A 19,496-nucleotide genomic window follows, 5' to 3' on the forward strand; every position below is an offset into this window, starting at 1 on the left:
CAACGACGCGAGCAGCAGCGTTTCCACTCGTTCTGAACTCGAGAACTCACTTGTGCTGGAAACCAAAGCTCTCGCTTGTGCAGTCCCACGGACATGACCTCAGCACCTGAACAAGGCAGCAGGCCGCAGCGCTCTTGGTTCCACACCATTGTTACTTTTCAAATTGAGCAACCAACTTTCCATGTTCGGCGAACTTCTGCAGCAGACTCTTGCTCCTCGGACCCTTCAGCTCAACCCGCCAAAAAAAGGGACGCACCATAAGGAGCATGGCCGCCCGCCCCATATGTAACAGCCACCGCTCTCCCCCTTGAACCCCGGAACATCATCCCTATAATTAGCACTCGACTCCGGTGAGTGCTAACAGTCCTCCCGGGCCCAACCGATCATTCACTTTCTTCTTTAGTAACAGGAGTTCCTCATGGCCTTGCGTCCCCTGGGCGATCGCGTGATCGTCAAACGCCTCGAAAACGAGCGCAAGACTGCGTCGGGCATCGTCATCCCCGACAGCGCCGCTGAAAAGCCCGACCAGGGTGAAGTCGTGGCCGTCGGCCCCGGCAAGAAGACCGAAGACGGCAAGATCCTGCCGGTCGACCTGAAGGCTGGCGACAAGGTTCTGTTCGGCAAGTACGCCGGCCAGGCCGTCAAGGTCGATGGCGAAGAGCTGCTCGTCATCCGCGAGGACGAAATCCTCGCCGTGGTCCAGTAAACCCTGCCTCAAACGAATTTTCGAAGGAAGCTAACAAATGGCTGCCAAGCAAGTACTGTTCGGTGACGACGCCCGCGTGCGCATCGTCCGTGGCGTGAATGTCCTCGCCAACGCCGTCAAGACCACCCTGGGCCCCAAGGGTCGCAACGTCGTGCTGGAGCGCTCGTTCGGCGCCCCGACCGTGACCAAGGACGGCGTCTCCGTCGCCAAGGAAATCGAACTGAAGGACAAGTTCGAGAACATCGGCGCCCAGCTGGTCAAGGACGTCGCCTCCAAGACCTCCGACAACGCCGGTGACGGCACCACCACCGCCACCGTGCTGGCCCAGGCCATCGTTCAGGAAGGCCTGAAGTACGTTGCCGCCGGTTTCAACCCGATCGACCTGAAGCGCGGCATCGACAAGGCCGTCGCCGCCGCCGTCGCCGAACTGAAGAAGCAATCCAAGCCGGTCACGACCAGCAAGGAAATCGCCCAGGTCGGCTCGATCTCGGCCAACAGCGATTCCTCGATCGGCCAGATCATCGCTGACGCGATGGACAAGGTCGGCAAGGAAGGCGTCATCACCGTCGAAGACGGCAAGTCGCTGGAAAACGAGCTGGACGTCGTCGAAGGCATGCAATTCGACCGCGGCTACCTGTCGCCCTACTTCATCAACAGCCCGGAAAAGCAAGTCGCCGCGCTGGAAGATCCGTTCGTCCTGATCTTCGACAAGAAGATCAGCAACATCCGTGACCTGCTGCCGGTGCTGGAACAAGTCGCCAAGTCGAGCCGTCCGCTGCTGATCATCGCCGAAGACGTCGAGGGCGAAGCCCTGGCGACCCTGGTGGTCAACAACATCCGTGGCATCCTGAAGACCACCGCCGTCAAGGCGCCTGGCTTCGGCGACCGCCGCAAGGCCATGCTGGAAGACATCGCCATCCTGACGGGCGGCACGGTGATCTCCGAAGAAACCGGCATGTCGCTGGAAAAGGCCACCCTGGCCGAGCTGGGTCAAGCCAAGCGCATCGAAGTGGGCAAGGAAAACACCACGATCATCGACGGCGCTGGCGACAGCAAGTCGATCGAAGCGCGCGTCAAGCAGATCCGCATCCAGATCGAAGAAGCCACTTCCGACTACGACCGTGAAAAGCTGCAAGAACGCGTGGCCAAGCTGGCCGGCGGCGTTGCCGTGATTCGCGTTGGCGCTGCCACCGAAGTCGAAATGAAGGAAAAGAAGGCTCGCGTCGAAGACGCCCTGCACGCCACGCGCGCTGCGGTGGAAGAAGGCGTTGTGGCCGGCGGCGGCGTGGCCCTGCTGCGTGCCAAGCAAGCCATCACCGACCTGAAGGGCGACACGCCTGATCAGAACGCCGGCATCAAGCTGATCCTGCGTGCCGTCGAAGAGCCGCTGCGCACCATCGTCACCAACGCCGGCGAAGAAGCCAGCGTCGTGGTCAACACCGTGCTGCAAGGCAAGGGCAACTACGGCTACAACGCCGCGACCGGCGAGTACACCGACCTGGTCGAGCAAGGCGTGCTGGATCCCACCAAGGTGACCCGCACCGCCCTGCAGAACGCCGCCTCCGTCGCCAGCCTGCTGCTGACCGCCGAAGCCGCCGTTGTGGAACTGGCCGAAGACAAGCCCGCTGCCCCGGCCATGCCCGGCGGCATGGGCGGCATGGGCGGCATGGACTTCTAAGTCCCGCTTCCCTTGCATGGCCTCCCCGGCTTCGGCCGGGGCACGCAGTACCCCGAAAGACCCCCGGACCTTCGCCCCGGGGGTTTTTCTTTTTGCGGACCTGGCCGTCGCGCCAAGCCCCGGAACGTTTGCCAACAAGTTCATGGTTTCGCGCCGGCGCATGCGTCCCTACAATGAAGGCTTCCCAGCCCGAGCCCAGACCCATGCGCCTACCCAACAGCCTGCGTGTCCTGCGTCCGTCGGAGATCGGCGGGCTGCTGATGGATTCCGCCAACCAGTGGTCGACCCACCGCGCCTCCAGCAAGGGCGCGGCGCTGGCGTTGTACATGGTGTTTTCGCTGGCGCCCATGCTGATCCTGGTCATCGCCGTGGCCGGCGCCTTCTTCGGCGAGGACGCGGTGCGCTCGGAGCTGTTCTCGTCGCTGCGCGACCTGACCGGCGAGCGCGGCGCCGAGGTGATCCAGACGGTGCTGGCCAGCGCCCATGAATCCGGCGGCGGCTGGATCGCGGCGCTGATCTCGATCTTCGTGCTGATCTTCAGCGCCACCACGGCCTTCGCCGAACTGAAGGCCAGCCTCGATGACCTGTGGGAAGTGTCCGGCAACCAGAAGGGCGGAATCCACGGCATGGTCCGCAGCCGGGTGCTGTCGTTCGGCCTGGTGCTGGTGCTGGCGTTGTTCCTGTTGATTTCGCTGACCGTGAACGCGGCGCTGGGGGCCGCGCGCAAGTACTACGGCGACCTGTGGGCCGCGTCGGCGGTGGCCACGGTGGCCGACTGGCTTTCCAGCCTGTTTTCGTTTTCGGTGGTGGTGGCGCTGTTCGCGGTGATCTTCAAGCTGCTGCCGAGCGCGCGGATTTCGTGGCGCGACGTGATTCCCGGCGCCATCGTCACGGCGGCGCTGTTCCTGGTGGGCAAGTGGGGGATCGGCGTGTACCTGAGCCGGGGCGCGGCGGTGTCGGCCTACGGCGCGGCCGGGTCGCTGATCGCGCTGCTGCTGTGGATCTATTATTCGGCGCAGATCTTCTTTTTCGGCGCGGTGTTCACGCGGCAGTTCGCGCTGCGCTTCGGGCGCGAGGCCAAGGGCAAGGACGCGACGGCGGCATCCGCCCCGACGTCTGCGGCAGGGCCTCCGCCTTCGGACGCGCCCTGAGACCGCATCCGGCCATTTCACGGCCTCACGGCCTGCCTTGCGCCGGCAAGCCTGGAAGCGGCGGCGCACGGTAGCCCACTACGCCGCGGGCGACTCCAACCCCGCCATCAGGCGCAGGCATCGCAGGAACACCGGCCGCAGTTCCTCCGGAATCGGCGCCAGCACCTGGGCCTCCACCTCGGCATCACGCGGCAACACCCGCGCCAGCAGCGCCATGCCCTCGTCGGAGATCTCCAGCGCGTAGGCGCGGCCATCCTCGGCCGAGCGCGTGCGCCGCACATAGCCCTTGGCGGTCATGCGGGCGATCATCTCGGCGAAGGAATTGCGGTCCAGCGCGATCAGTTCGGCGATGCGGTTCTGGGTCGCGCCCGGGTTCTGGTAGACCGTGATCAGCAGGGCCTTCTGGCGTGGCGTCAAGTCCTCGTCGGGAAAGGCCTGCGCGAACAGCGCCTCGGCGCGGAAGTGGGCGCGGCGCAGCAGGTGCGAGGCCACCTGGGTCAGGTCGAATTCCCGCAAGGCGCGGGGCGGGGCCGGACGAGAGGTCGAACGGGAAACGGTCATGGGGCATTCCATGGAAAGGGCCTGGCGATTGTAGGCCGCAGCGGTCATTACCCGGCGGGTCCGGCACGGCGGCTGGCCGGCTTCCGGGCGGCCCCTGGCGCCGACGCCGCCATCCTGGGCAAAACCCTGCATTGACTTCGCTCCAGGCGCTGCCTAATATCACCACAATAGTACGTATACGTATTTTATCGCCGACCCCAGGCGAGATCCTTCCCGGAATCCCGATCATGACGATCCGCCAGTTGCGCAACTATATCGACGGCCGCTTCGAAGACGGCGCGTCCACCTTCGACAAACACAGCCCGGTGGATCACGCGCTGATCGCCCAGGCCCATGAAGCCAGCCGCGAGCAGGTCGACCGCGCCGTCGCCGCCGCGCACCGCGCCCTGCCGGCGTGGGCCGCGCTGCCGGTGGGCCAGCGCACCGACCACCTGCTGGCGCTGGCCGACGGCATCGACCGCCGCTTCGACGATTTCCTGCAGGCCGAGATCGGCGATACCGGCAAGCCGGTCTCCTGGGCCAGCCAGATCGACATTCCGCGCGGCGCCGCCAATTTCCGCGCCTTCGCCGAACTGGCGCGCACGCTGGACATGGAAAGCTACATGACCGACACGCCCGACGGCCGGCAGGCGCTGAACTATGCCTACCGCAAGCCGCTGGGCGTGGTTGGCGTGATCTCGCCGTGGAACCTGCCGCTGCTGCTGCTGACCTGGAAAGTGGCGCCGGCGCTGGCCTTCGGCAACACCGTCATCATGAAGCCGTCGGAAGTCACGCCCTCCACCGCCACGCTGCTGGCCGAGGTCGCGCACGAGACCGGGCTGCCGCCCGGCGTGCTGAACCTGACCCACGGCTTCGGGCCCGGGTCCGCGGGCGAATTCATCACCACGCATCCGGACATCGACGGCATCACTTTCACCGGCGAGTCGGCCACCGGCGCGGCCATCATGCGCGCCGTGGCGCCGGGCGTGAAACCGGTGTCATTCGAGCTGGGCGGCAAGAACGCGGCGCTGGTGTTCGCCGATGCCGATTTCGAGGCGGCGGTCGACGGCACCGCGCGCTCGGTGTTCGCCAACTGCGGCCAGGTCTGCCTGTGCACCGAACGCGTGTACGTGCAGCGCCCGATCTACGAACGCTTCGTCGCCGCGCTGGCCGAGCGCGCGCGGGCGCTGCGCATCGGCTGGCCCAACGACGCGGACACCGGCATGGGGCCGCTGGTGTCGCGCGAGCACCGCGACAAGGTGCTGTCGTACTTTGCGCTGGCGCGCGAGGAAGGCGCCACGGTGGTCACCGGCGGCGGCGTGCCGGTGTTCGGCGATGCGCGCGACGCCGGCGCCTATGTGCAGCCGACCATCTGGACCGGCCTGCCCGAGAGCGCGCGCTGCATCAAGGAAGAAGTGTTCGGTCCGGTCTGCCACGTGGCGCCGTTCGACACCGAGGAGGAGGCCATCCGCCTGGCCAACGACACCCGCTACGGCCTGGCCGCCGCCGTCTGGACCCAGGACCTGACCCGCGGCCACCGCGTCGCGCAGGCCATGAAGGTCGGCCTGGCGTGGGTCAATTGCTGGTTCCTGCGCGACCTGCGCACGCCGTTCGGCGGCAGCGGCCTGTCGGGCATCGGCCGCGAAGGCGGCCGCCATTCGCTGCATTTCTATACCGAGCCCACCAACGTCTGCATCAAGCTGTGATGCACAACGCCTCCAAGGACACGCCATGACCCAATCTTCCACCCGCGCCAGCGTCGTCGCCGGCAAGGCCACCCCGCGCGGCAAGTATCCCCACATCAAGCGGGCCGGCGACTTCCTGTTCGTCTCCGGCACCAGCTCGCGCCTGCCGGACAACCGCATCGCCGGCGCCGAGGTCGACGCGATGGGCACCGCCACGCTCGACATCCGCGTGCAGACGCGCGCGGTGATCGAGAACATCCGCGACATCCTGGCCAGCGCCGGCGCCGGCCTGGCGGACGTGGTCGAGATCAGTACTTTCCTGGTCAACATGAACGACTTCGGTGGCTACAATCAGGTCTACGGCGAGTTCTTCGACGCCGATGGACCGGCACGCACCACCGTGGCGGTGCATCAGTTGCCGCACCCGCAATTGCTGATTGAGATCAAGGCGGTGGCGTACAAGCCGCAGGCGCGCTGAGCGGCGCGCGCGGCCATGGCGCCCGACCGCCTTGCGGCTTTTCCTTCGGAACAGGATCGCCGCCCCGGCCGCCGCGCCGGGACGGCCGCGCGCATGTCGAACTTCCGCATCACGCCCAACGCGCTCAGCCACAAACTCAAGCTGCACCAGCTGCAGATCTTCGAGCGCGTGCTGGCGCGCCGCTCGCTGTCGCGCGCCGCCAGCGAAATGCACCTGACCCAGCCCACCGTCACCAAGGCCATCCACGACCTGGAGGCCTTCTTCGGCGCGACGCTGTTCGAGCGCTCCAACCGCGGCGTCACGCCGACCGAGCTGGCGCTGGTGCTGGGCCGCCGCGTGCACGCCATGATGGCCGAGATCCGCTACATGGCCGACGACATCGACGCGGTGCTGGGCGGCGCCAGCGGCCACGTGGTGGTGGGCACGCTGATCGCGGCCTCGGCCAAGCTGCTGCCCGAGGCCATCGCGCGGCTGATGACGGAGCACCCCGGCATCCAGGTCACCGTGCGCGAGGGCCCATCGGCGCAGTTGCTGCCGGCGCTGGCCACGGGCGACGTCGACATCGTGGTGGGCCGGCTGCCGGGCGCCGACATGGCATCGATCTCGGGCGTGGCCGTCGATCACCACCAGCTGTACCGCGAAGACCTGTGCCTGGTGGCCGGCGCGCGCCATCCGCTCGCGGGCGCCGCGCGCGTGACGCTGGCCGAGCTGGCCGACCACATCTGGATCCTGCCCGCGCCGACCTCGCCGCTGCGCGCCTCGATCGAGCGCAGCTTCTTCGATGCCGGCGTGCGGCTGCCCACACGCCACGTCGAGTCGCTGTCGCTGCTGACCAATATCGGCATCCTGATGCACAGCGACGCGCTGGCGCTGATGCCCTACGACGCCGCGGCCCAGTTCCTGGCCATGGGCGTGCTGACACGCCTGCCCACCGACGCCTTCGGCGCGTTCGGCGACGTCGGCTATTCCATCCGCGCCGACCGGCCGCTGACGCCCGCCTGCCTGCGGCTGGTCGACTACCTGAAACAGATCACCGCGCAGCGCCCCGCCAGCGCCTGAGCGCCGGCCACCGCATCCGGGATATCCCGTTCAGGGAAACCCCGCGATAGATACCCCGCATATCCAACCGCGCAATTTCTATTGTGCCGCGCGCCCCTCCCCCGCCTAGACTTGCCTTCAGCGAAGTCCGCACGAGCCTTTCGGAGACCGTCATGCCCGCCTATGGCCCGCCCCTGAATTTCCAGCGCTGGATCCAGGACCACGCCCACCTGCTGCAACCGCCGGTGGGCAACCAGCAGATCTGGCAGGACGCCGATTTCATCGTCACCGTGGTCGGCGGCCCCAACCTGCGCACCGATTACCACGACGATCCGCTGGAAGAGTTCTTCTACCAGGTGCGCGGCAACGCCTGGCTGTCGCTGTGGATCGACGGCAAGCCCGAACGGGTCGACCTGAAGGAAGGCGACATCTTCCTGTTGCCGCCGCATGTGCGCCATTCGCCGCAACGCCCCGAGACCGGCAGCGCCTGTCTGGTGATCGAGCGCCAGCGCCCGCAGGGGCTGCTGGACGGCTTCGAATGGTATTGCCCGCATTGCGGCCACCTGGTGCACCGCGTCGAGGTGCAGCTCAAAAGCATCGTGACCGACCTGCCGCCGCTGTTCCAGGCCTTCTATGCCAGCGAGGAAAAGCGCACCTGCCCCGGCTGCGGCGCGCTCCACCCCGGCAAGGCGCAAGCCTCCGCCGCGCAGCCGTCGCCCGCCTGACGCCCCCCAACCCGCCGCAACTTTCTTTCCATGACCTTGAAAATCGATATGCACGCGCACTTCTTCCCGCCCATCACGCGGCAGGAAGCGGCGGCGCTGGACCCGGTGGACGCGCCCTGGCTGCGGCGCGACGGCGATGGCTCGACCGGCCAGATCATGGCCGGCGACCGCCCCTTCCGCCCGGTCGACGCCACGTTGTGGGACCCGGCCTTGCGCGTCGAACAGATGGACCGCCACGGCGTCGACCTGCAGATCCTGTGCGCCACGCCGGTGATGTTCGGCTACACCTATCCCGCGCAGGCCGCGGCCGACTGGGCCGCGCGCATGAACGACCTGGCGCTGGAGCACTGCGCCTTCGCGCCCGGCCGCCTCAAGGCGCTGGCGCAGGTGCCGCTGCAGGACCTGGAGCTGGCCTGCCGCGAGGCCTCGCGCGCCCGCGCCGCCGGCCACCTGGGCGTGCAGATCGGCAACCACGTCGGCCCGCGCGACCTGGATGACGACACACTGGTACGGTTCCTGGTGCATTGCGCCGACGACGGCATCCCGGTGCTGGTGCACCCCTGGGACATGATGACCGACGGCCGCATGAAGCGCTGGATGCTGCCGTGGCTGGTCGCCATGCCCGCCGAAACCCAGCTGGGCATCCTGTCGCTGATCCTGTCCGGCGCGTTCGAGCGCATCCCCCGCAGCCTGAAGCTGTGCTTCGCCCACGGCGGCGGCAGCTTCGCCTTCCTGCTGGGACGCGTGGACAACGCCTGGCGCCACCGCGACATCGTGCGCCAGGACTGTCCGCAACTGCCCTCGTCGTACACCGACCGCTTCTACGTCGACAGCGCCGTGTTCGATCCGCGCTCGCTGCGGCTGTTGATCGACGTGATGGGCGAGGACCGCGTGCTGCTGGGCTCCGATTATCCGTACCCGCTGGGCGAACAGGAGGTCGGCCGGCTGGTGTCGAATTCCGACCTGTTGCCCGCGGTGCAGCACAAGATCCTGGCGGCCAACACGCAGACGTTCTTCGGGCTGGATCGCTGAGCCGCCCGCCAACCATGACCGTGACACACGGCAACGCAAGGGGATTCACCATGAAACGCATCCATCTGCTGGCCGCCGCGGCGGCCGTGGCCCTGGCTCCCGGGGCCGCCGCCTGGGCCGACGTCAAGATCGGCCTGCTGACCACGTTGACCGGCCCCGGCTCGGTGCTGGGGCAGGACCAGCTCGACGGCTTCATGCTGGCCGTGGAACAGGGCGGCGGCAAGCTGGGCGGCGTGCCGGTGCAGGTCATCAAGGAAGACGACCAGTTCAAGCCCGAGATCGGCGTGCAGGCCGCGCGCAAGCTGGTGCAGAGCGACAAGGTGCCGATCATCACCGGCATCGTGTATTCGAACGTGATGCTGGCGGTGGCGCGGCCGGTGACGGGCGCCGGCGTGTTCCTGGTGGGCTCGAACGCCGGCCCCACCAACCTGGCGGGCAAGGACTGTTCGCCGTTCTTTTTCTCGACCTCGTGGAACAACACCCAGCGCCACGAAGGCAGCGGCGAGATGGCCAACCAGATGGGCTTCAGGAAGGTCTACCTGCTGGCGCCCAACTACCAGGCCGGCAAGGACGCCATGGCCGGCTTCAAGCGCTTCTTCAAGGGCGAGGTGGTCAACGAGGTCTTCACCCAGGTCAACCAGCCGGACTACTCGGTCGAACTGGCGGCGCTGGCCGATGCCAGGCCCGATGCCGCCTATGTGTTCTTTCCCGGCGGCATGGGCGTGAACTTCATCAAGCAGTACCGGCAGGCCGGCTTGTTCGACAAGATCCCGCTGCTGTCGGTCGACACCATCGACGGCGCCACCCTGCCCGCGCTGCAGAAGGATGCGCTGGGCGCGGTCACCAACGTGCCGTATTCGCCGGACCTGGACAACGCCGCCAACAAGGCCTTCGCCGCCGCCTTCCGCCAGAAGTACGGCCGCGAGCCGTCCAGCTACGCGGCCCAGTCGTGGGACGCGGCGCAACTGATCGGCTCGGCGCTCAAGCGCACCGGCGGCAAGACCGACGACAAGGAAGCCTTGCGCAAGGCGCTGGAAGCCGCCGACTTCGCATCGGTGCGCGGCGAGTTCCGCTACCAACCCAACCATTTCCCGGTGGCCGGCTTCTTCCGCGCCGACGTGGCGGCGGGCGCGGACGGCAAGGTCGGTTTCGTCAACAAGGGTCCGATCTTCGCCGACCTGTCCAAGGTCTCCGACCAGTACGCCGCGCAGTGCGCCATGAAATGACGCCGGCCTGCCGGGCAAGAACGAGGTAAGGCGCCATGTCCGCGACATTGCTGCTGGTGCAGGCCCTGAACGGCCTGCAACTGGGTATCCTGCTTTTCCTGCTGGCCGCCGGGCTGACGCTGGTGTTCGGCATCATGAACTTCATCAACCTGGCGCACGGCTCGCTGTACATGATGGGCGCCTTCATCGCGGCCACCGTGTTCCGCCACAGCGGCTCGTTCCTGCTGGCGGCCGCCGCGGTGGTGGCGGGCATGGCGCTGCTGGGCCTGCTGCTGGACCGCATCGCGCTGGCGCGGCTGTATCCGCGCGAGCACCTGGACCAGGTGCTCGCCACCTTCGGTTTCATCCTGTTCTTCAACGAGCTGACTCGCATCATCTGGGGCCCTGCGCCCATCAGCATGGGCCTGCCGTCGTGGCTGTCGGGCACCATCGACCTGCTGGGCGTCACCTACCCGCTGTACCGCTTTCTCATCATCGTGGCGGGGCTGGCGGTGGCGGCGGGCTGCTACGCGCTGATCCACCGCACGCGGCTGGGCATGCTGATACGCGCCGGCTCCACCGACCGCATGATGGTGGGCGCGCTGGGCGTGAACATCGCGCGCCTGAACACGCTGCTGTTCGTGCTGGGCGCGGTGCTGGCCGGCGTGGCCGGGTTGATGGCCGGGCCGATCCTGTCGGCGCAGACCGGCATGGGCGAACCGATCCTGATCCTGACGCTGGTGGTCATCGTCATCGGCGGCATCGGCTCGGTGCGCGGCGCCTTCCTGGCGGCGCTGATGGTGGGGCTGGTGGACACGCTGGGCCGGGCGCTGCTGCCCGCCCTGCTGCGCGCCGCGCTGCCGCCGGCCGCCGCCAACGCGGCCGGGCCGGCGATCGCCTCGATGCTGATCTACATCGTCATGGCGCTGGTGCTGGCGCTGCGGCCGCAGGGCCTGTTTCCCGTGCGGCACGGCTAGCGCCCAAGGAGGCCAACACATGCTTCGACTCTCTCCCCGCGCGTTCGCCGCCGGCGCGCTGTTGCTGCTCCTGGCGCTGGTGCCGCTGTATGCGCAATGGCAGGGCGAACCCTTCCTGCTGGCGCTATTCGGCCGCGTGCTGGTGTACGGCATCGCCGCGCTGGCGCTGAACCTGCTGCTGGGCTACGGCGGCATGGTCAGCTTCGGCCACGCGCTGTACCTGGGCCTGGGGGCCTATGCGGTCGGCGTGCTGAACCACTACGGCATCGAGAACGGCTGGCTGCACCTGCTGGCCGCATTGGGCGCCTGCGCGGCGGTCGGCCTGGTGAGCGGCTACGTGGTGATGCGCACGTCCGGCATCGCCTTCATCATGATCACGCTGGCGTTCGCGCAGATGTTCTATTTCCTGGCCACCGGGCTGGAAGGTTTCGGCGGCGACGACGGCATGTCCCTGTTCGCCGGCAGCGACTTCGGCCTGTTCCGGCTGGATACGCCGCTGGCGCTGTACTACACCGCGTTCGGCGTGCTGCTGCTGGCGCTGGCCGCGCTGCGCCGCCTGGTGCAGGCGCCGTTCGGCATGGTCCTGCGCGGCTGCCAGGCCAACGAGCGGCGCATGCGCGCGCTGGGGTTCGCCACGCTGCGCTATCGCCTGGCGGCCTACGTGCTGTCGGCGATGGTATGCGGCGTGGCGGGCGTGCTGCTGGCCAACCTGACGCTGTACGTATCGCCTTCGTACCTGGCCTGGACCACCTCCGGCGAACTGATCGTGATGGTGGCGCTGGGCGGACTGGGCACGGTGGTCGGCCCGGTCGCCGGGGCGCTGGCATTCCTGCTGCTGGAGGAAGGGCTGAAGCTGCTGACCGACCATTGGATGCTGGTAATGGGCCTGCTGATCGTAGGCGTGGTGCTGGTGTCGCGCCGCGGCCTGTATGGCGGCCTGTCGGACAAGCCGTTGCGCCTGGGCGCCGCGCGCGCCCTGCCCCATCCCACCGGAGAACCGCGATGAGCGCGCTGCGCGTCGAACACCTGGTCAAGCGCTACGGCGGCCTGACCGTCACCGACGACCTGTCGCTGGACGTACGGCCGGGCGAGCTGCATGCCGTGATCGGCCCCAACGGCGCCGGCAAGACCACGCTGATCGGCCAGTTGAGCGGCGAGCTGCGGCCCGACGGCGGCCGCGTGCTGCTCGACGGCGAGGACGTGACGCGCCTGCCGGTCGAGCGGCGCGTGCGCCGCGGGCTGGCGCGCTCTTACCAGATCACCTCGGTGTTCAAGCCGTTCACCGCCCTGGAGAACGTGGCCATGGCGGTGCAGGCGCGGCGCGGCCACAGCTTCCGCTTCTGGCGGCCGGTGCTGTCGACCCCGGCGCTGCGCGATCCGGCGCGCGAGGCGCTGGCGCAGGCCGGGCTCGACGGCCGCGCCGACACACCCGCCGCCGCCCTGGCGCATGGCGAGCTGCGGCAACTGGAGCTGGCCATGGTGCTGGCCTGCCAGCCCACCCTGCTGCTGCTGGACGAACCCATGGCCGGCATGAGCCAGCACGAATCCGAGGCCATGACGCGCCTGCTGCAACGGCTGCGCGGGCACTACACCATCCTGCTGGTGGAGCACGACATGCAGGCGGTGTTCGCACTGTCCGACCGCATCACGGTGCTGGTGTACGGCCGCGCCCTGGCCTGCGGCGATGCCGACCAGATCCGCAACGATCCGCAGGTGCGCGAATGCTATCTGGGCAGCGAACGCGGCCACGCCGGCCGCCGCGCGCAGGGAGCGCCGGCATGAGCGCGCTGCTGTCGCTGCGCGGCGTGACCGCGCACTACGGCGCCAGCCAGGCGCTCTTCGGCATCGACCTGGATATCGCCGCGGGCGAGTTCGTGACGCTGCTGGGCCGCAACGGCATGGGCAAGTCGACCACGGTCAAGGCCATCATGGGCCTGAACCGCGCCAGCCGCGGCGCCATCACGTTCGGCGGACGCGACGTCGCCGCCCTGCCGGCCTACAAGGTGGCGCAATGCGGCATCGGCCTGGTGCCCGAGGGCCGGCACGTGTTCCCCAACCTGTCGGTGCGCGAGAACCTGGTGGCCACCGCGCACAATCGCCAGGGTCTGGCGCAGCCCTGGACGCTGGAACGCGTCTACGCGCTGTTCCCGCGGCTGGCCGAACGCGCGCGCCACCTGGGCAGCCACCTGTCGGGCGGCGAGCAGCAGATGCTGGCCATCGGCCGCGCGCTGCTGACGAATCCGCGCCTGCTGATCCTGGACGAGGCCACCGAGGGGCTGGCGCCGGTGGTGCGCGAAGAGATCTGGCAGGCGCTGGAAAGCCTCAAGCGCACCGGGCTGGCGGTACTGTGCATCGACAAGAACCTGGAGCCGCTGCTGGCCACGGCCGATCGCCACGCCATCATCGAGAAAGGCCGGGTGGCCTGGAGCGGCACGTCCCAGGCCTTCATCGACGACGAAGCGCGCCTGCTGCAATACCTGGGCGTGTAGCGCGGCGGCCGGGGCCGTCGCGCCGCCGGCTCACATGCCGACGCCGGCCGCTTCCCGCGAGCGTGGCGCGGCCTCGGCGCCAGCGCCCGCGGCCATCTCCGCCGCTAGCGCGGCATCGGCCGGACCGGAAGGCGCGGGGTCGCGCGCCACCCCGCTTCCAGCGCATGCAGCGCCCCGTGTTCGCGCAGGATTTCCAGCTGCGCGGCTAGCGCGTTGACGAACACGGGCTTGTCGCCCAGGTCGCCGAACACCGGCCGATAGCCCGCCAGCACCAGGGCGCGGCGATACGCGGCCTGCTTGGGCGCAGCCGCCCGCGCCGCCACATCGGCGCGCGCCAGCAGCCTGGACAACGGCGCGGCCAGCGGATCTTCGATGGGATAGCGCGCGCCGTGCTCGTCTTCGCCGCGCAGGTAGTGCAGCCAGGCCGCCACGGCGAGCGCCAGCCTGCGGATGTCGTCACCGCCGCGCAGGCGGTCGCGGATCGTGGCCAGCAGGCGGGGCGGCAGCTTCTGCGATCCGTCCATCGCCACCTGCCGGGTCGGATGCGGCAGCGCCGCGTTGTCGACCCGAGCCAGGAATCGCTGCCGATAACCTTCCAGGCCGGCATCCGGGATGCCCTTGAGCGTCGGCGCGATCTCGTGGCGCATCAGGTCGTCGACGAAGCCACGCAGCGCCGGCACCGCCGCGGCCTCCCGCATCGTGGCCGCGCCCAGCAACGTGCCCAGGTAGGCCAGCACCGAGTGCGGGCCGTTGACCATGCGCAGCTTCAGGCGCTCGTAGGGCGCGGCGTTGGCCACGAAGGTCGCGCCCGCCGCCTCCCAGGCCGGACGCCCGGCCGCGAATCTATCCTCGACCACCCAGTTCATGTAGGGCTCGCCGATCACCGGCCAGGCGTCCTCCACGCCCAGCCGCTGCGCGATGCGCGCGCGGTCGTCGTCGCGCGTGGCCGGCACGATGCGGTCCACCATGGAATTGGGGAAGGTGCAGTGCGTGTCGATCCAGCTGGTCAGGGCCACGTCCAGCCGCAGCGCGAAGGCCAGCACCAGGCTGCGCAAAGTGTCGCCGTTGGCCTGCAGGTTGTCGCAGGACAGCAGCGTCACGGGGGGCAGGCCGCGCTCGCGGCGCAGCGCCAGGCCGTGCACCAGCAGGCCGATGGCGCTGCGCGGACGGATCGGATTGTCCAGATCGTGCAGGATGTCCGGATCGTCCCAGCGCAGGTGGCCGGTGGCCGGGTCGTGGCAATAGCCCTTCTCGGTGATGGTCAGGCTGACGATGCGCGTCTGCGGATAGGCGATGCGTTCGAGCACCGCGTGGGGGTCTTCCTCGGCGACCATCACGCGCTGCACCGCGCCGACCACGCGCAGTTGCTCGCGCGCCGCGCCATCCGGGCCGCTGTCACGCAGCGCCAGGGTGTAGAGGCCGTCCTGCGGCGCCAGCGCGTCGCGCGTGGCGGGGCTGCGCAGCGACACGCCGAGAATGCCCCAGGTCAGGTCCTGGCTGGCGGCCATGGCCAGGTCCGTGGCCAGCGCCTGGTGCGCGCGGTGAAAGGCGCCCAGCCCCAGATGCACGATGCCCGGCGTCAGTCGGCTGCGGTCATAGGCGGGTTTCTCCACGTCCGCAGGCAGGCGTGGCAAGGACTCCGTATTCAAGCGTTCGAGCATGGATCGCAATGTCTCATGGCGCCGTCATGCATCTGCCCCGAGACAGGCGGAAAGGCGCGTTGGTAGGGAATTGCACACGGCGGGCGGGCTCGAAGCCGACGCCGCGATGCCGCGCGTCGCCAGGGTATCGCATGGTCGTGACGAAGGCAAAAAGTAACGTAGTATTACCAGTAAAAACCCACGGATCCTTGACCCGCCTCATGCCGAATCACGCCGGCAACCCATATCTGTTAAAAAGCCGCCACACCCGGCCTTATTACGCTTCCCATGTCGACCAATCCGCACCACTCGCCCTACAAAAGCACCGGCGGCCTGCGCCGCATCCTGAATGCGCTGCGCTACTCGCTGCAGGGCCTGCAGGCCGCCATCAAGTACGAGGCCGCCTTCCGCCAGGAACTGGCGCTGGCCGTGCTGCTGATCCCGGCCGCGTTCTTTTTGGGACGCACCACCGTCGAGGTGTTCTTCCTGATCGGCACCGTGGTGCTGGTGCTGGCGGTGGAACTGCTGAATTCGGCGGTCGAAGCGCTGGCCGACGCCTTGTCTGTCGACACCCATCCCCTGCTGGGACGGGCCAAGGACCTGGGCAGCGCGGCCGTCATGCTGCTGTTGCTGTTCACCGTGGCCGTCTGGGTGGGCGTGGCGGTGAGCCGGTTCGTGATGCACTGAATTCCGGCGCCGGCTTGCCCGCCCCGGGGTCCGCGCCTCTATACTGGGAGCCATGATGCCCAACTCGACGCCAGCCCCTTCGGAACGCATCGTCATCGTCGGCGGGGGTGCCGGCGGCCTCGAACTGGCGGCCAAGCTCGGCCGCATCCACGGCCGCCAGCACATCACCCTGGTCGACAGCCGGCCGTTCCACATCTGGAAGCCGTCGCTGCACGAAGCGGCGGCCGGCACACTGGACATCCACCAGGAAGGCCTGTCCTACCTGATGCTGGCGTACCTGAACGGCTTTTCCTTCGCCCAGGGCCGGTTGATCGGTGTCGACCGCGAACGCCGGCTGATCAGCGTCGACGCCGTGGCCAACGCGCAAGGCCAGGAAGTGCTGCCGCGCCGCGAACTGGCCTACGACACGCTGGTGCTGGCGCTGGGCAGCACCTCCAATTTCTTCAATACCCCGGGCGCGGCCGAACACGCCGTCACGCTGGACACCACCGAGAACGCCGAGCAGTTCCGCCTGACCATGCTCAAGGCCATGGCGCTGGTCGACCAGGCCAAGGTGCGCGATCCGTCGGCGCGGCTGGACCTGGTGATCGTCGGCGGCGGCGCCACCGGCGTCGAGCTGGCGGTCGAACTGACCGAAGCCAGCCACGTCGTCAGCGCCTACGGCCTGCCGAATTTCCGCGCCGAGCGCGACCTGGCGATCACGCTGGTCGAGGGCGCGCCGCGCATCCTGTCGGCGCTGCCCGAGAAGATCTCCGCCGCCGCCACCGCGCGGCTCACCGAACTCGGCATCCGCGTCGAAACCGCGTGCCGGGTCTCGGAAGTCACCGCCGATTCCGTCAAGACCGCCGACGGCCGCGAATTCCCGGCGCGGCTGTGCATGTGGGCGGCCGGCATCAAGGGCCCGGCCCTGCTGGCCGAACTGGACCTGCCGCTGAACAAGCTGGGCCAGGTCGAGGTCAATGAACGGCTCGAAACCGCCGACCCGCACATCCTGGCGCTGGGCGACTGCTGCGCCGCGCCCTGGCGCGACGGCCGCACCGTGCCGGCGCGCGCCCAGGCCGCGCACCAACAGGCCGACTACCTGTGCAAGAAGCTCACCGCGCGCCTGCGCCGCGCGGCCGAACCCACCGCTCCCTACGTCTACGAAGACCACGGCTCGCTGGTCTCGCTGGGCCAGGACGCCGGCGTCGGCAGCCTGATGGGCAAGCTGGCCGGACGGGGACTGTTCGTAAGCGGTACACTGGCGCGCCTGATGTACATGAGCCTGCACCTGATGCACCACAAAGCGGTGCTGGGCATCTCACGCACCGCCTCCCTGGCCCTGGCGCGCCTGCTCATGCGGCGCACGCGCCCCCGGGTCAAACTGCACTGAACTCCCCATGAATTTCCTCCAAAGACTCGAACACGCCTGGACCACCAGCAACTCGCTCCTGCAAGTCGGGCTCGACCCCGACCCGCAACGCTTCCCGCGTGAACTGCAGGGCAAGCCGGACGCGATCTTCCAGTTCTGCCGCGACATCGTCGATGCCACCGCGCCCTACGCCTGCAGCTTCAAGCCGCAGATCGCCTACTTCGCCGCGCACCGCGCCGAAGACCAGCTCGAAGCGCTGTGCCAGCACATCCGCGACCAGCACCCCGACCTGCCCATCGTGCTGGACGCCAAGCGCGGCGACATCGGCTCCACCGCCGAGAACTACGCCCGCGAAGCCTACGAGCGCTACCAGGCGCACGCGCTGACGGTCAGCCCGTACATGGGCCTGGACTCGGTCGAGCCCTACCTGGCCTGGCGCGACCGCGGCGTGATCGTGCTGTGCCGCACCTCCAACCCCGGCGGGTCGGACCTGCAGTTCCTCAAGATGGACAACGGCGAGCCCCTGTACCTGCACGTGGCGGGGCTGGTGGCCGACAAGTGGAATGCCAACGGCCAATGCGGCCTGGTGGTGGGCGCGACCTTCCCGAACGAGCTGGCCGCGGTGCGCCAGCGCATCGGCGACGCGGTGCCGCTGCTGGTGCCCGGCATCGGCGCCCAGGGCGGCGACATCACCGCCACCGTCAATGCCGGCGCCAACGCCGCGCGCAGCGGCATGATGATCAACTCGTCGCGCGCCATCATCTACGCCAGCGGCGGCGATGACTGGCGCCAGGCCGCGGGCGAGGCCGCGCGCGGCCTGCGCGACGCGATCAACGCGGTGCGCTGAGCGCCGCTCGCGGGGCCAGGCGGCTCCCGCGGTATCCCTGGACCGCGCCATTGCGCGCGCGGTCCTCCTCAACGCCGGTTGACCGGCGCCCCCAGCAGTTCCAGCACCCCGCGCAGCGCGAATTCAACCGCCTGCTGGCGCACCTGCGCGCGATCGCCGCCGAAGACATGGGTGACGGCGCGGCTGCTGATGCCGTCGCCGACCCGCTGCGCGAAGCCGAAGCACACCATGCCCACCGGCTTGCCCGGCGTGGCGCCGCCCGGGCCGGCGATGCCGGTGGTGGACACCGCCACCTGCGCTGCCGGCGATGCCAGCAGCACACCGTTGGCCATTTCCAGCGCCACCGGCTCGCTGACCGCGCCGAAGTGATGCAGCGCATCCGGCGACACGTCCAGCTCGGCGACCTTGGCGTCGTTGCTGTAGGTGATGAAGCCGCGATCGAACCACTCGCTGGAACCGGCCACCGCCGTCACGGCGCCGGCCAGCAGGCCGCCGGTGCAGGACTCGGCGGTGCCCAGCACCAGGCCCTGGCGCCGCAGCGTGTCGCCCAGCCGCTCGGCCAGTCCATAAGCGGTGGCCTGCGCCAATTGTTCGGCCGACAGATTGGACCGGCCGCTTTCGTGTTGCTGGTTCATCCCAAGACTCCTGTGCGCACGACCAGCGCCATGATCAGCAAGGCGTATCCGGCCGCGACGATATCGTCCCACATTACCCCGAAACCGCCCTTCAGGCGGGCATCGAAGAACTTGATGGGCGGCGGCTTGACGATGTCGAACGTGCGGAACAGCACGAACGCCAGCGCCTGCGACAACCAGCCGGCCGGCGTCAGCCACAGCACCAGCCAGAACGCCACCATCTCGTCCCACACCATTCCGACATGATCGGGTTGCTGGAGTTCGCGGCCGACACGGTCGCAGGCCCAGCAGCCATACAGGAAGGCCAGCGCCAGGAAGATGCCGATGGCCAGATCGGACGCGGCCGGCGCGGCCGCGACCCAGATCAGCCAGGCCAGCAACGTGCCCCAGGTGCCCGAGGCGGGCCGGATCAGGCCGCTGCCCAGGCCGAAGGCGATCAGCCGGCCCGGATCGCGGCAGACCCAGGACAGCGAGGGATAGACGGCCCGCGAGCGTTCGCGCATGGAGGGAGAGCGGGGAGAGAAGGACGACATGGATGCGGGCCCGTCAATGGCAGGGAAAATGGCAACGGAAATGGCGGTCTTGTCGGGCGCTGCCCGTGGCAGCGATTGTGCCAGGGTTTGGCGGCGCGC

20 protein-coding genes and 1 pseudogene are annotated in these 19,496 nt (G+C 68.7%); 17 read left to right on the plus strand and 4 right to left on the minus strand.

The annotated features are described in order from the left end of the window. Positions 1-418: 418 nt before the first annotated feature. The 3 genes from groES (at position 419) to ACUTAG_RS09855 (ending at position 3,535) form a co-directional block, all read left to right on the plus strand. Positions 419-706, plus strand: a complete 288-nt coding sequence (gene groES / locus ACUTAG_RS09845) for a co-chaperone GroES (protein WP_006385977.1) — start codon at positions 419-421, stop codon at positions 704-706. 37 nt (positions 707-743) lie between these two features. Further along, the gene (gene groL, locus ACUTAG_RS09850; protein ID WP_006385976.1) at positions 744-2,384 is read left to right on the plus strand and encodes a chaperonin GroEL; all 1,641 of its coding nucleotides are present in this window, start codon (positions 744-746) and stop codon (positions 2,382-2,384) included. A gap of 203 nt (positions 2,385-2,587) precedes the next feature. Then, the gene (locus ACUTAG_RS09855; RefSeq protein ID WP_047991848.1) at positions 2,588-3,535 is read left to right on the plus strand and encodes a YihY/virulence factor BrkB family protein; all 948 of its coding nucleotides are present in this window, start codon (positions 2,588-2,590) and stop codon (positions 3,533-3,535) included. 78 nt (positions 3,536-3,613) lie between these two features. Here the strand turns inward: ACUTAG_RS09855 and ACUTAG_RS09860 are convergent, their stop codons facing one another. Beyond that, the gene (locus ACUTAG_RS09860) at positions 3,614-4,096 is read right to left on the minus strand and encodes a MarR family winged helix-turn-helix transcriptional regulator (protein ID WP_102949848.1); all 483 of its coding nucleotides are present in this window, start codon (positions 4,094-4,096) and stop codon (positions 3,614-3,616) included. 227 nt (positions 4,097-4,323) lie between these two features. Here ACUTAG_RS09860 and ACUTAG_RS09865 point away from each other — a divergent pair, with 227 nt between their 5' ends. The 11 genes and pseudogenes from ACUTAG_RS09865 (at position 4,324) to ACUTAG_RS09915 (ending at position 13,704) form a co-directional block, all read left to right on the plus strand. Beyond that, a complete protein-coding gene (locus ACUTAG_RS09865) occupies positions 4,324-5,781 on the plus strand; it encodes a 2-hydroxymuconic semialdehyde dehydrogenase (RefSeq protein WP_446650121.1) in 1,458 nt (485 codons plus the stop codon). A 25-nt stretch (positions 5,782-5,806) separates the two neighbouring features. Continuing rightward, positions 5,807-6,238, plus strand: a complete 432-nt coding sequence (locus ACUTAG_RS09870; protein ID WP_047991850.1) for a RidA family protein — start codon at positions 5,807-5,809, stop codon at positions 6,236-6,238. A 15-nt stretch (positions 6,239-6,253) separates the two neighbouring features. Continuing rightward, on the plus strand, positions 6,254-7,297 hold the full coding sequence (locus ACUTAG_RS09875) for a LysR substrate-binding domain-containing protein (RefSeq protein ID WP_446650122.1): 1,044 nt from the start codon (positions 6,254-6,256) through the stop codon (positions 7,295-7,297). A 152-nt stretch (positions 7,298-7,449) separates the two neighbouring features. Further along, positions 7,450-8,001 (plus strand): 3-hydroxyanthranilate 3,4-dioxygenase, encoded by a 552-nt coding sequence (locus ACUTAG_RS09880; protein ID WP_020926369.1) that lies wholly within the window; start codon positions 7,450-7,452, stop codon positions 7,999-8,001. A 30-nt stretch (positions 8,002-8,031) separates the two neighbouring features. Beyond that, positions 8,032-9,033 carry an amidohydrolase family protein gene (locus tag ACUTAG_RS09885; protein WP_006385969.1) on the plus strand — a complete coding sequence of 334 codons (1,002 nt, stop codon included), beginning with the start codon at positions 8,032-8,034 and terminating at the stop codon, positions 9,031-9,033. Positions 9,034-9,083: 50 nt separating this feature from the next. Further along, positions 9,084-10,259, plus strand: a complete 1,176-nt coding sequence (locus tag ACUTAG_RS09890) for an ABC transporter substrate-binding protein (RefSeq protein WP_024070372.1) — start codon at positions 9,084-9,086, stop codon at positions 10,257-10,259. A gap of 35 nt (positions 10,260-10,294) precedes the next feature. Continuing rightward, a complete protein-coding gene (locus ACUTAG_RS09895) occupies positions 10,295-11,215 on the plus strand; it encodes a branched-chain amino acid ABC transporter permease (protein ID WP_049076096.1) in 921 nt (306 codons plus the stop codon). A 19-nt stretch (positions 11,216-11,234) separates the two neighbouring features. Further along, positions 11,235-12,221, plus strand: coding sequence for a branched-chain amino acid ABC transporter permease (locus tag ACUTAG_RS09900; protein WP_006385966.1), 987 nt, complete (start codon positions 11,235-11,237; stop codon positions 12,219-12,221). 62 nt (positions 12,222-12,283) lie between these two features. Further along, positions 12,284-12,730 (plus strand): annotated as a pseudogene (locus ACUTAG_RS09905) (ABC transporter ATP-binding protein); the annotation flags it as partial. Positions 12,731-12,829: 99 nt separating this feature from the next. Then, on the plus strand, positions 12,830-12,997 hold the full coding sequence (locus ACUTAG_RS09910) for an ABC transporter ATP-binding protein C-terminal domain-containing protein (protein ID WP_369817049.1): 168 nt from the start codon (positions 12,830-12,832) through the stop codon (positions 12,995-12,997). Continuing rightward, the gene (locus tag ACUTAG_RS09915; protein ID WP_020926363.1) at positions 12,994-13,704 is read left to right on the plus strand and encodes an ABC transporter ATP-binding protein; all 711 of its coding nucleotides are present in this window, start codon (positions 12,994-12,996) and stop codon (positions 13,702-13,704) included. Before ACUTAG_RS09910 ends, ACUTAG_RS09915 begins: the two co-directional genes overlap by 4 nt. A gap of 104 nt (positions 13,705-13,808) precedes the next feature. On the opposite strand, the gene ACUTAG_RS09920 is transcribed toward ACUTAG_RS09915, so the two are convergent. Further along, positions 13,809-15,365, minus strand: coding sequence for a mannitol dehydrogenase family protein (locus ACUTAG_RS09920; protein ID WP_148317169.1), 1,557 nt, complete (start codon positions 15,363-15,365; stop codon positions 13,809-13,811). Positions 15,366-15,632: 267 nt separating this feature from the next. Here ACUTAG_RS09920 and ACUTAG_RS09925 point away from each other — a divergent pair, with 267 nt between their 5' ends. The 3 genes from ACUTAG_RS09925 to pyrF are packed head-to-tail and all read left to right on the plus strand — an operon-like array spanning position 15,633 to position 18,229. Next, the gene (locus ACUTAG_RS09925) at positions 15,633-16,031 is read left to right on the plus strand and encodes a diacylglycerol kinase (protein ID WP_006385962.1); all 399 of its coding nucleotides are present in this window, start codon (positions 15,633-15,635) and stop codon (positions 16,029-16,031) included. 52 nt (positions 16,032-16,083) lie between these two features. Then, positions 16,084-17,403 carry an NAD(P)/FAD-dependent oxidoreductase gene (locus tag ACUTAG_RS09930; protein WP_446650123.1) on the plus strand — a complete coding sequence of 440 codons (1,320 nt, stop codon included), beginning with the start codon at positions 16,084-16,086 and terminating at the stop codon, positions 17,401-17,403. Positions 17,404-17,410: 7 nt separating this feature from the next. Continuing rightward, on the plus strand, positions 17,411-18,229 hold the full coding sequence (pyrF, locus tag ACUTAG_RS09935) for an orotidine-5'-phosphate decarboxylase (protein ID WP_006385960.1): 819 nt from the start codon (positions 17,411-17,413) through the stop codon (positions 18,227-18,229). Between the two features lie 68 nt (positions 18,230-18,297). Here pyrF and ACUTAG_RS09940 read toward each other — a convergent pair whose 3' ends face one another. Continuing rightward, positions 18,298-18,864 carry a CinA family protein gene (locus tag ACUTAG_RS09940; protein ID WP_053498171.1) on the minus strand — a complete coding sequence of 189 codons (567 nt, stop codon included), beginning with the start codon at positions 18,862-18,864 and terminating at the stop codon, positions 18,298-18,300. Beyond that, on the minus strand, positions 18,861-19,367 hold the full coding sequence (locus ACUTAG_RS09945; protein WP_006385958.1) for a phosphatidylglycerophosphatase A family protein: 507 nt from the start codon (positions 19,365-19,367) through the stop codon (positions 18,861-18,863). Before ACUTAG_RS09945 ends, ACUTAG_RS09940 begins: the two co-directional genes overlap by 4 nt. Between the last annotated feature and the right edge of the window lie 129 nt (positions 19,368-19,496).

It is taken from the genome of Achromobacter sp. CSND-B12 (assembly GCF_052906545.1).

Coding starts and splice junctions, on each gene's coding strand:
- groES (WP_006385977.1), top strand. CDS start 419: ATGGCCTTGCGTCCCCTGGGCGATCGCGTGATCGTCAAACGCCTCGAA.
- groL (WP_006385976.1), top strand. CDS start 744: ATGGCTGCCAAGCAAGTACTGTTCGGTGACGACGCCCGCGTGCGCATC.
- ACUTAG_RS09855 (WP_047991848.1), top strand. CDS start 2,588: ATGCGCCTACCCAACAGCCTGCGTGTCCTGCGTCCGTCGGAGATCGGC.
- ACUTAG_RS09860 (WP_102949848.1), bottom strand. CDS start 4,096: ATGACCGTTTCCCGTTCGACCTCTCGTCCGGCCCCGCCCCGCGCCTTG.
- ACUTAG_RS09865 (WP_446650121.1), top strand. CDS start 4,324: ATGACGATCCGCCAGTTGCGCAACTATATCGACGGCCGCTTCGAAGAC.
- ACUTAG_RS09870 (WP_047991850.1), top strand. CDS start 5,807: ATGACCCAATCTTCCACCCGCGCCAGCGTCGTCGCCGGCAAGGCCACC.
- ACUTAG_RS09875 (WP_446650122.1), top strand. CDS start 6,254: ATGGCGCCCGACCGCCTTGCGGCTTTTCCTTCGGAACAGGATCGCCGC.
- ACUTAG_RS09880 (WP_020926369.1), top strand. CDS start 7,450: ATGCCCGCCTATGGCCCGCCCCTGAATTTCCAGCGCTGGATCCAGGAC.
- ACUTAG_RS09885 (WP_006385969.1), top strand. CDS start 8,032: ATGACCTTGAAAATCGATATGCACGCGCACTTCTTCCCGCCCATCACG.
- ACUTAG_RS09890 (WP_024070372.1), top strand. CDS start 9,084: ATGAAACGCATCCATCTGCTGGCCGCCGCGGCGGCCGTGGCCCTGGCT.
- ACUTAG_RS09895 (WP_049076096.1), top strand. CDS start 10,295: ATGTCCGCGACATTGCTGCTGGTGCAGGCCCTGAACGGCCTGCAACTG.
- ACUTAG_RS09900 (WP_006385966.1), top strand. CDS start 11,235: ATGCTTCGACTCTCTCCCCGCGCGTTCGCCGCCGGCGCGCTGTTGCTG.
- ACUTAG_RS09910 (WP_369817049.1), top strand. CDS start 12,830: ATGCAGGCGGTGTTCGCACTGTCCGACCGCATCACGGTGCTGGTGTAC.
- ACUTAG_RS09915 (WP_020926363.1), top strand. CDS start 12,994: ATGAGCGCGCTGCTGTCGCTGCGCGGCGTGACCGCGCACTACGGCGCC.
- ACUTAG_RS09920 (WP_148317169.1), bottom strand. CDS start 15,365: ATGCTCGAACGCTTGAATACGGAGTCCTTGCCACGCCTGCCTGCGGAC.
- ACUTAG_RS09925 (WP_006385962.1), top strand. CDS start 15,633: ATGTCGACCAATCCGCACCACTCGCCCTACAAAAGCACCGGCGGCCTG.
- ACUTAG_RS09930 (WP_446650123.1), top strand. CDS start 16,084: ATGATGCCCAACTCGACGCCAGCCCCTTCGGAACGCATCGTCATCGTC.
- pyrF (WP_006385960.1), top strand. CDS start 17,411: ATGAATTTCCTCCAAAGACTCGAACACGCCTGGACCACCAGCAACTCG.
- ACUTAG_RS09940 (WP_053498171.1), bottom strand. CDS start 18,864: ATGAACCAGCAACACGAAAGCGGCCGGTCCAATCTGTCGGCCGAACAA.
- ACUTAG_RS09945 (WP_006385958.1), bottom strand. CDS start 19,367: ATGCGCGAACGCTCGCGGGCCGTCTATCCCTCGCTGTCCTGGGTCTGC.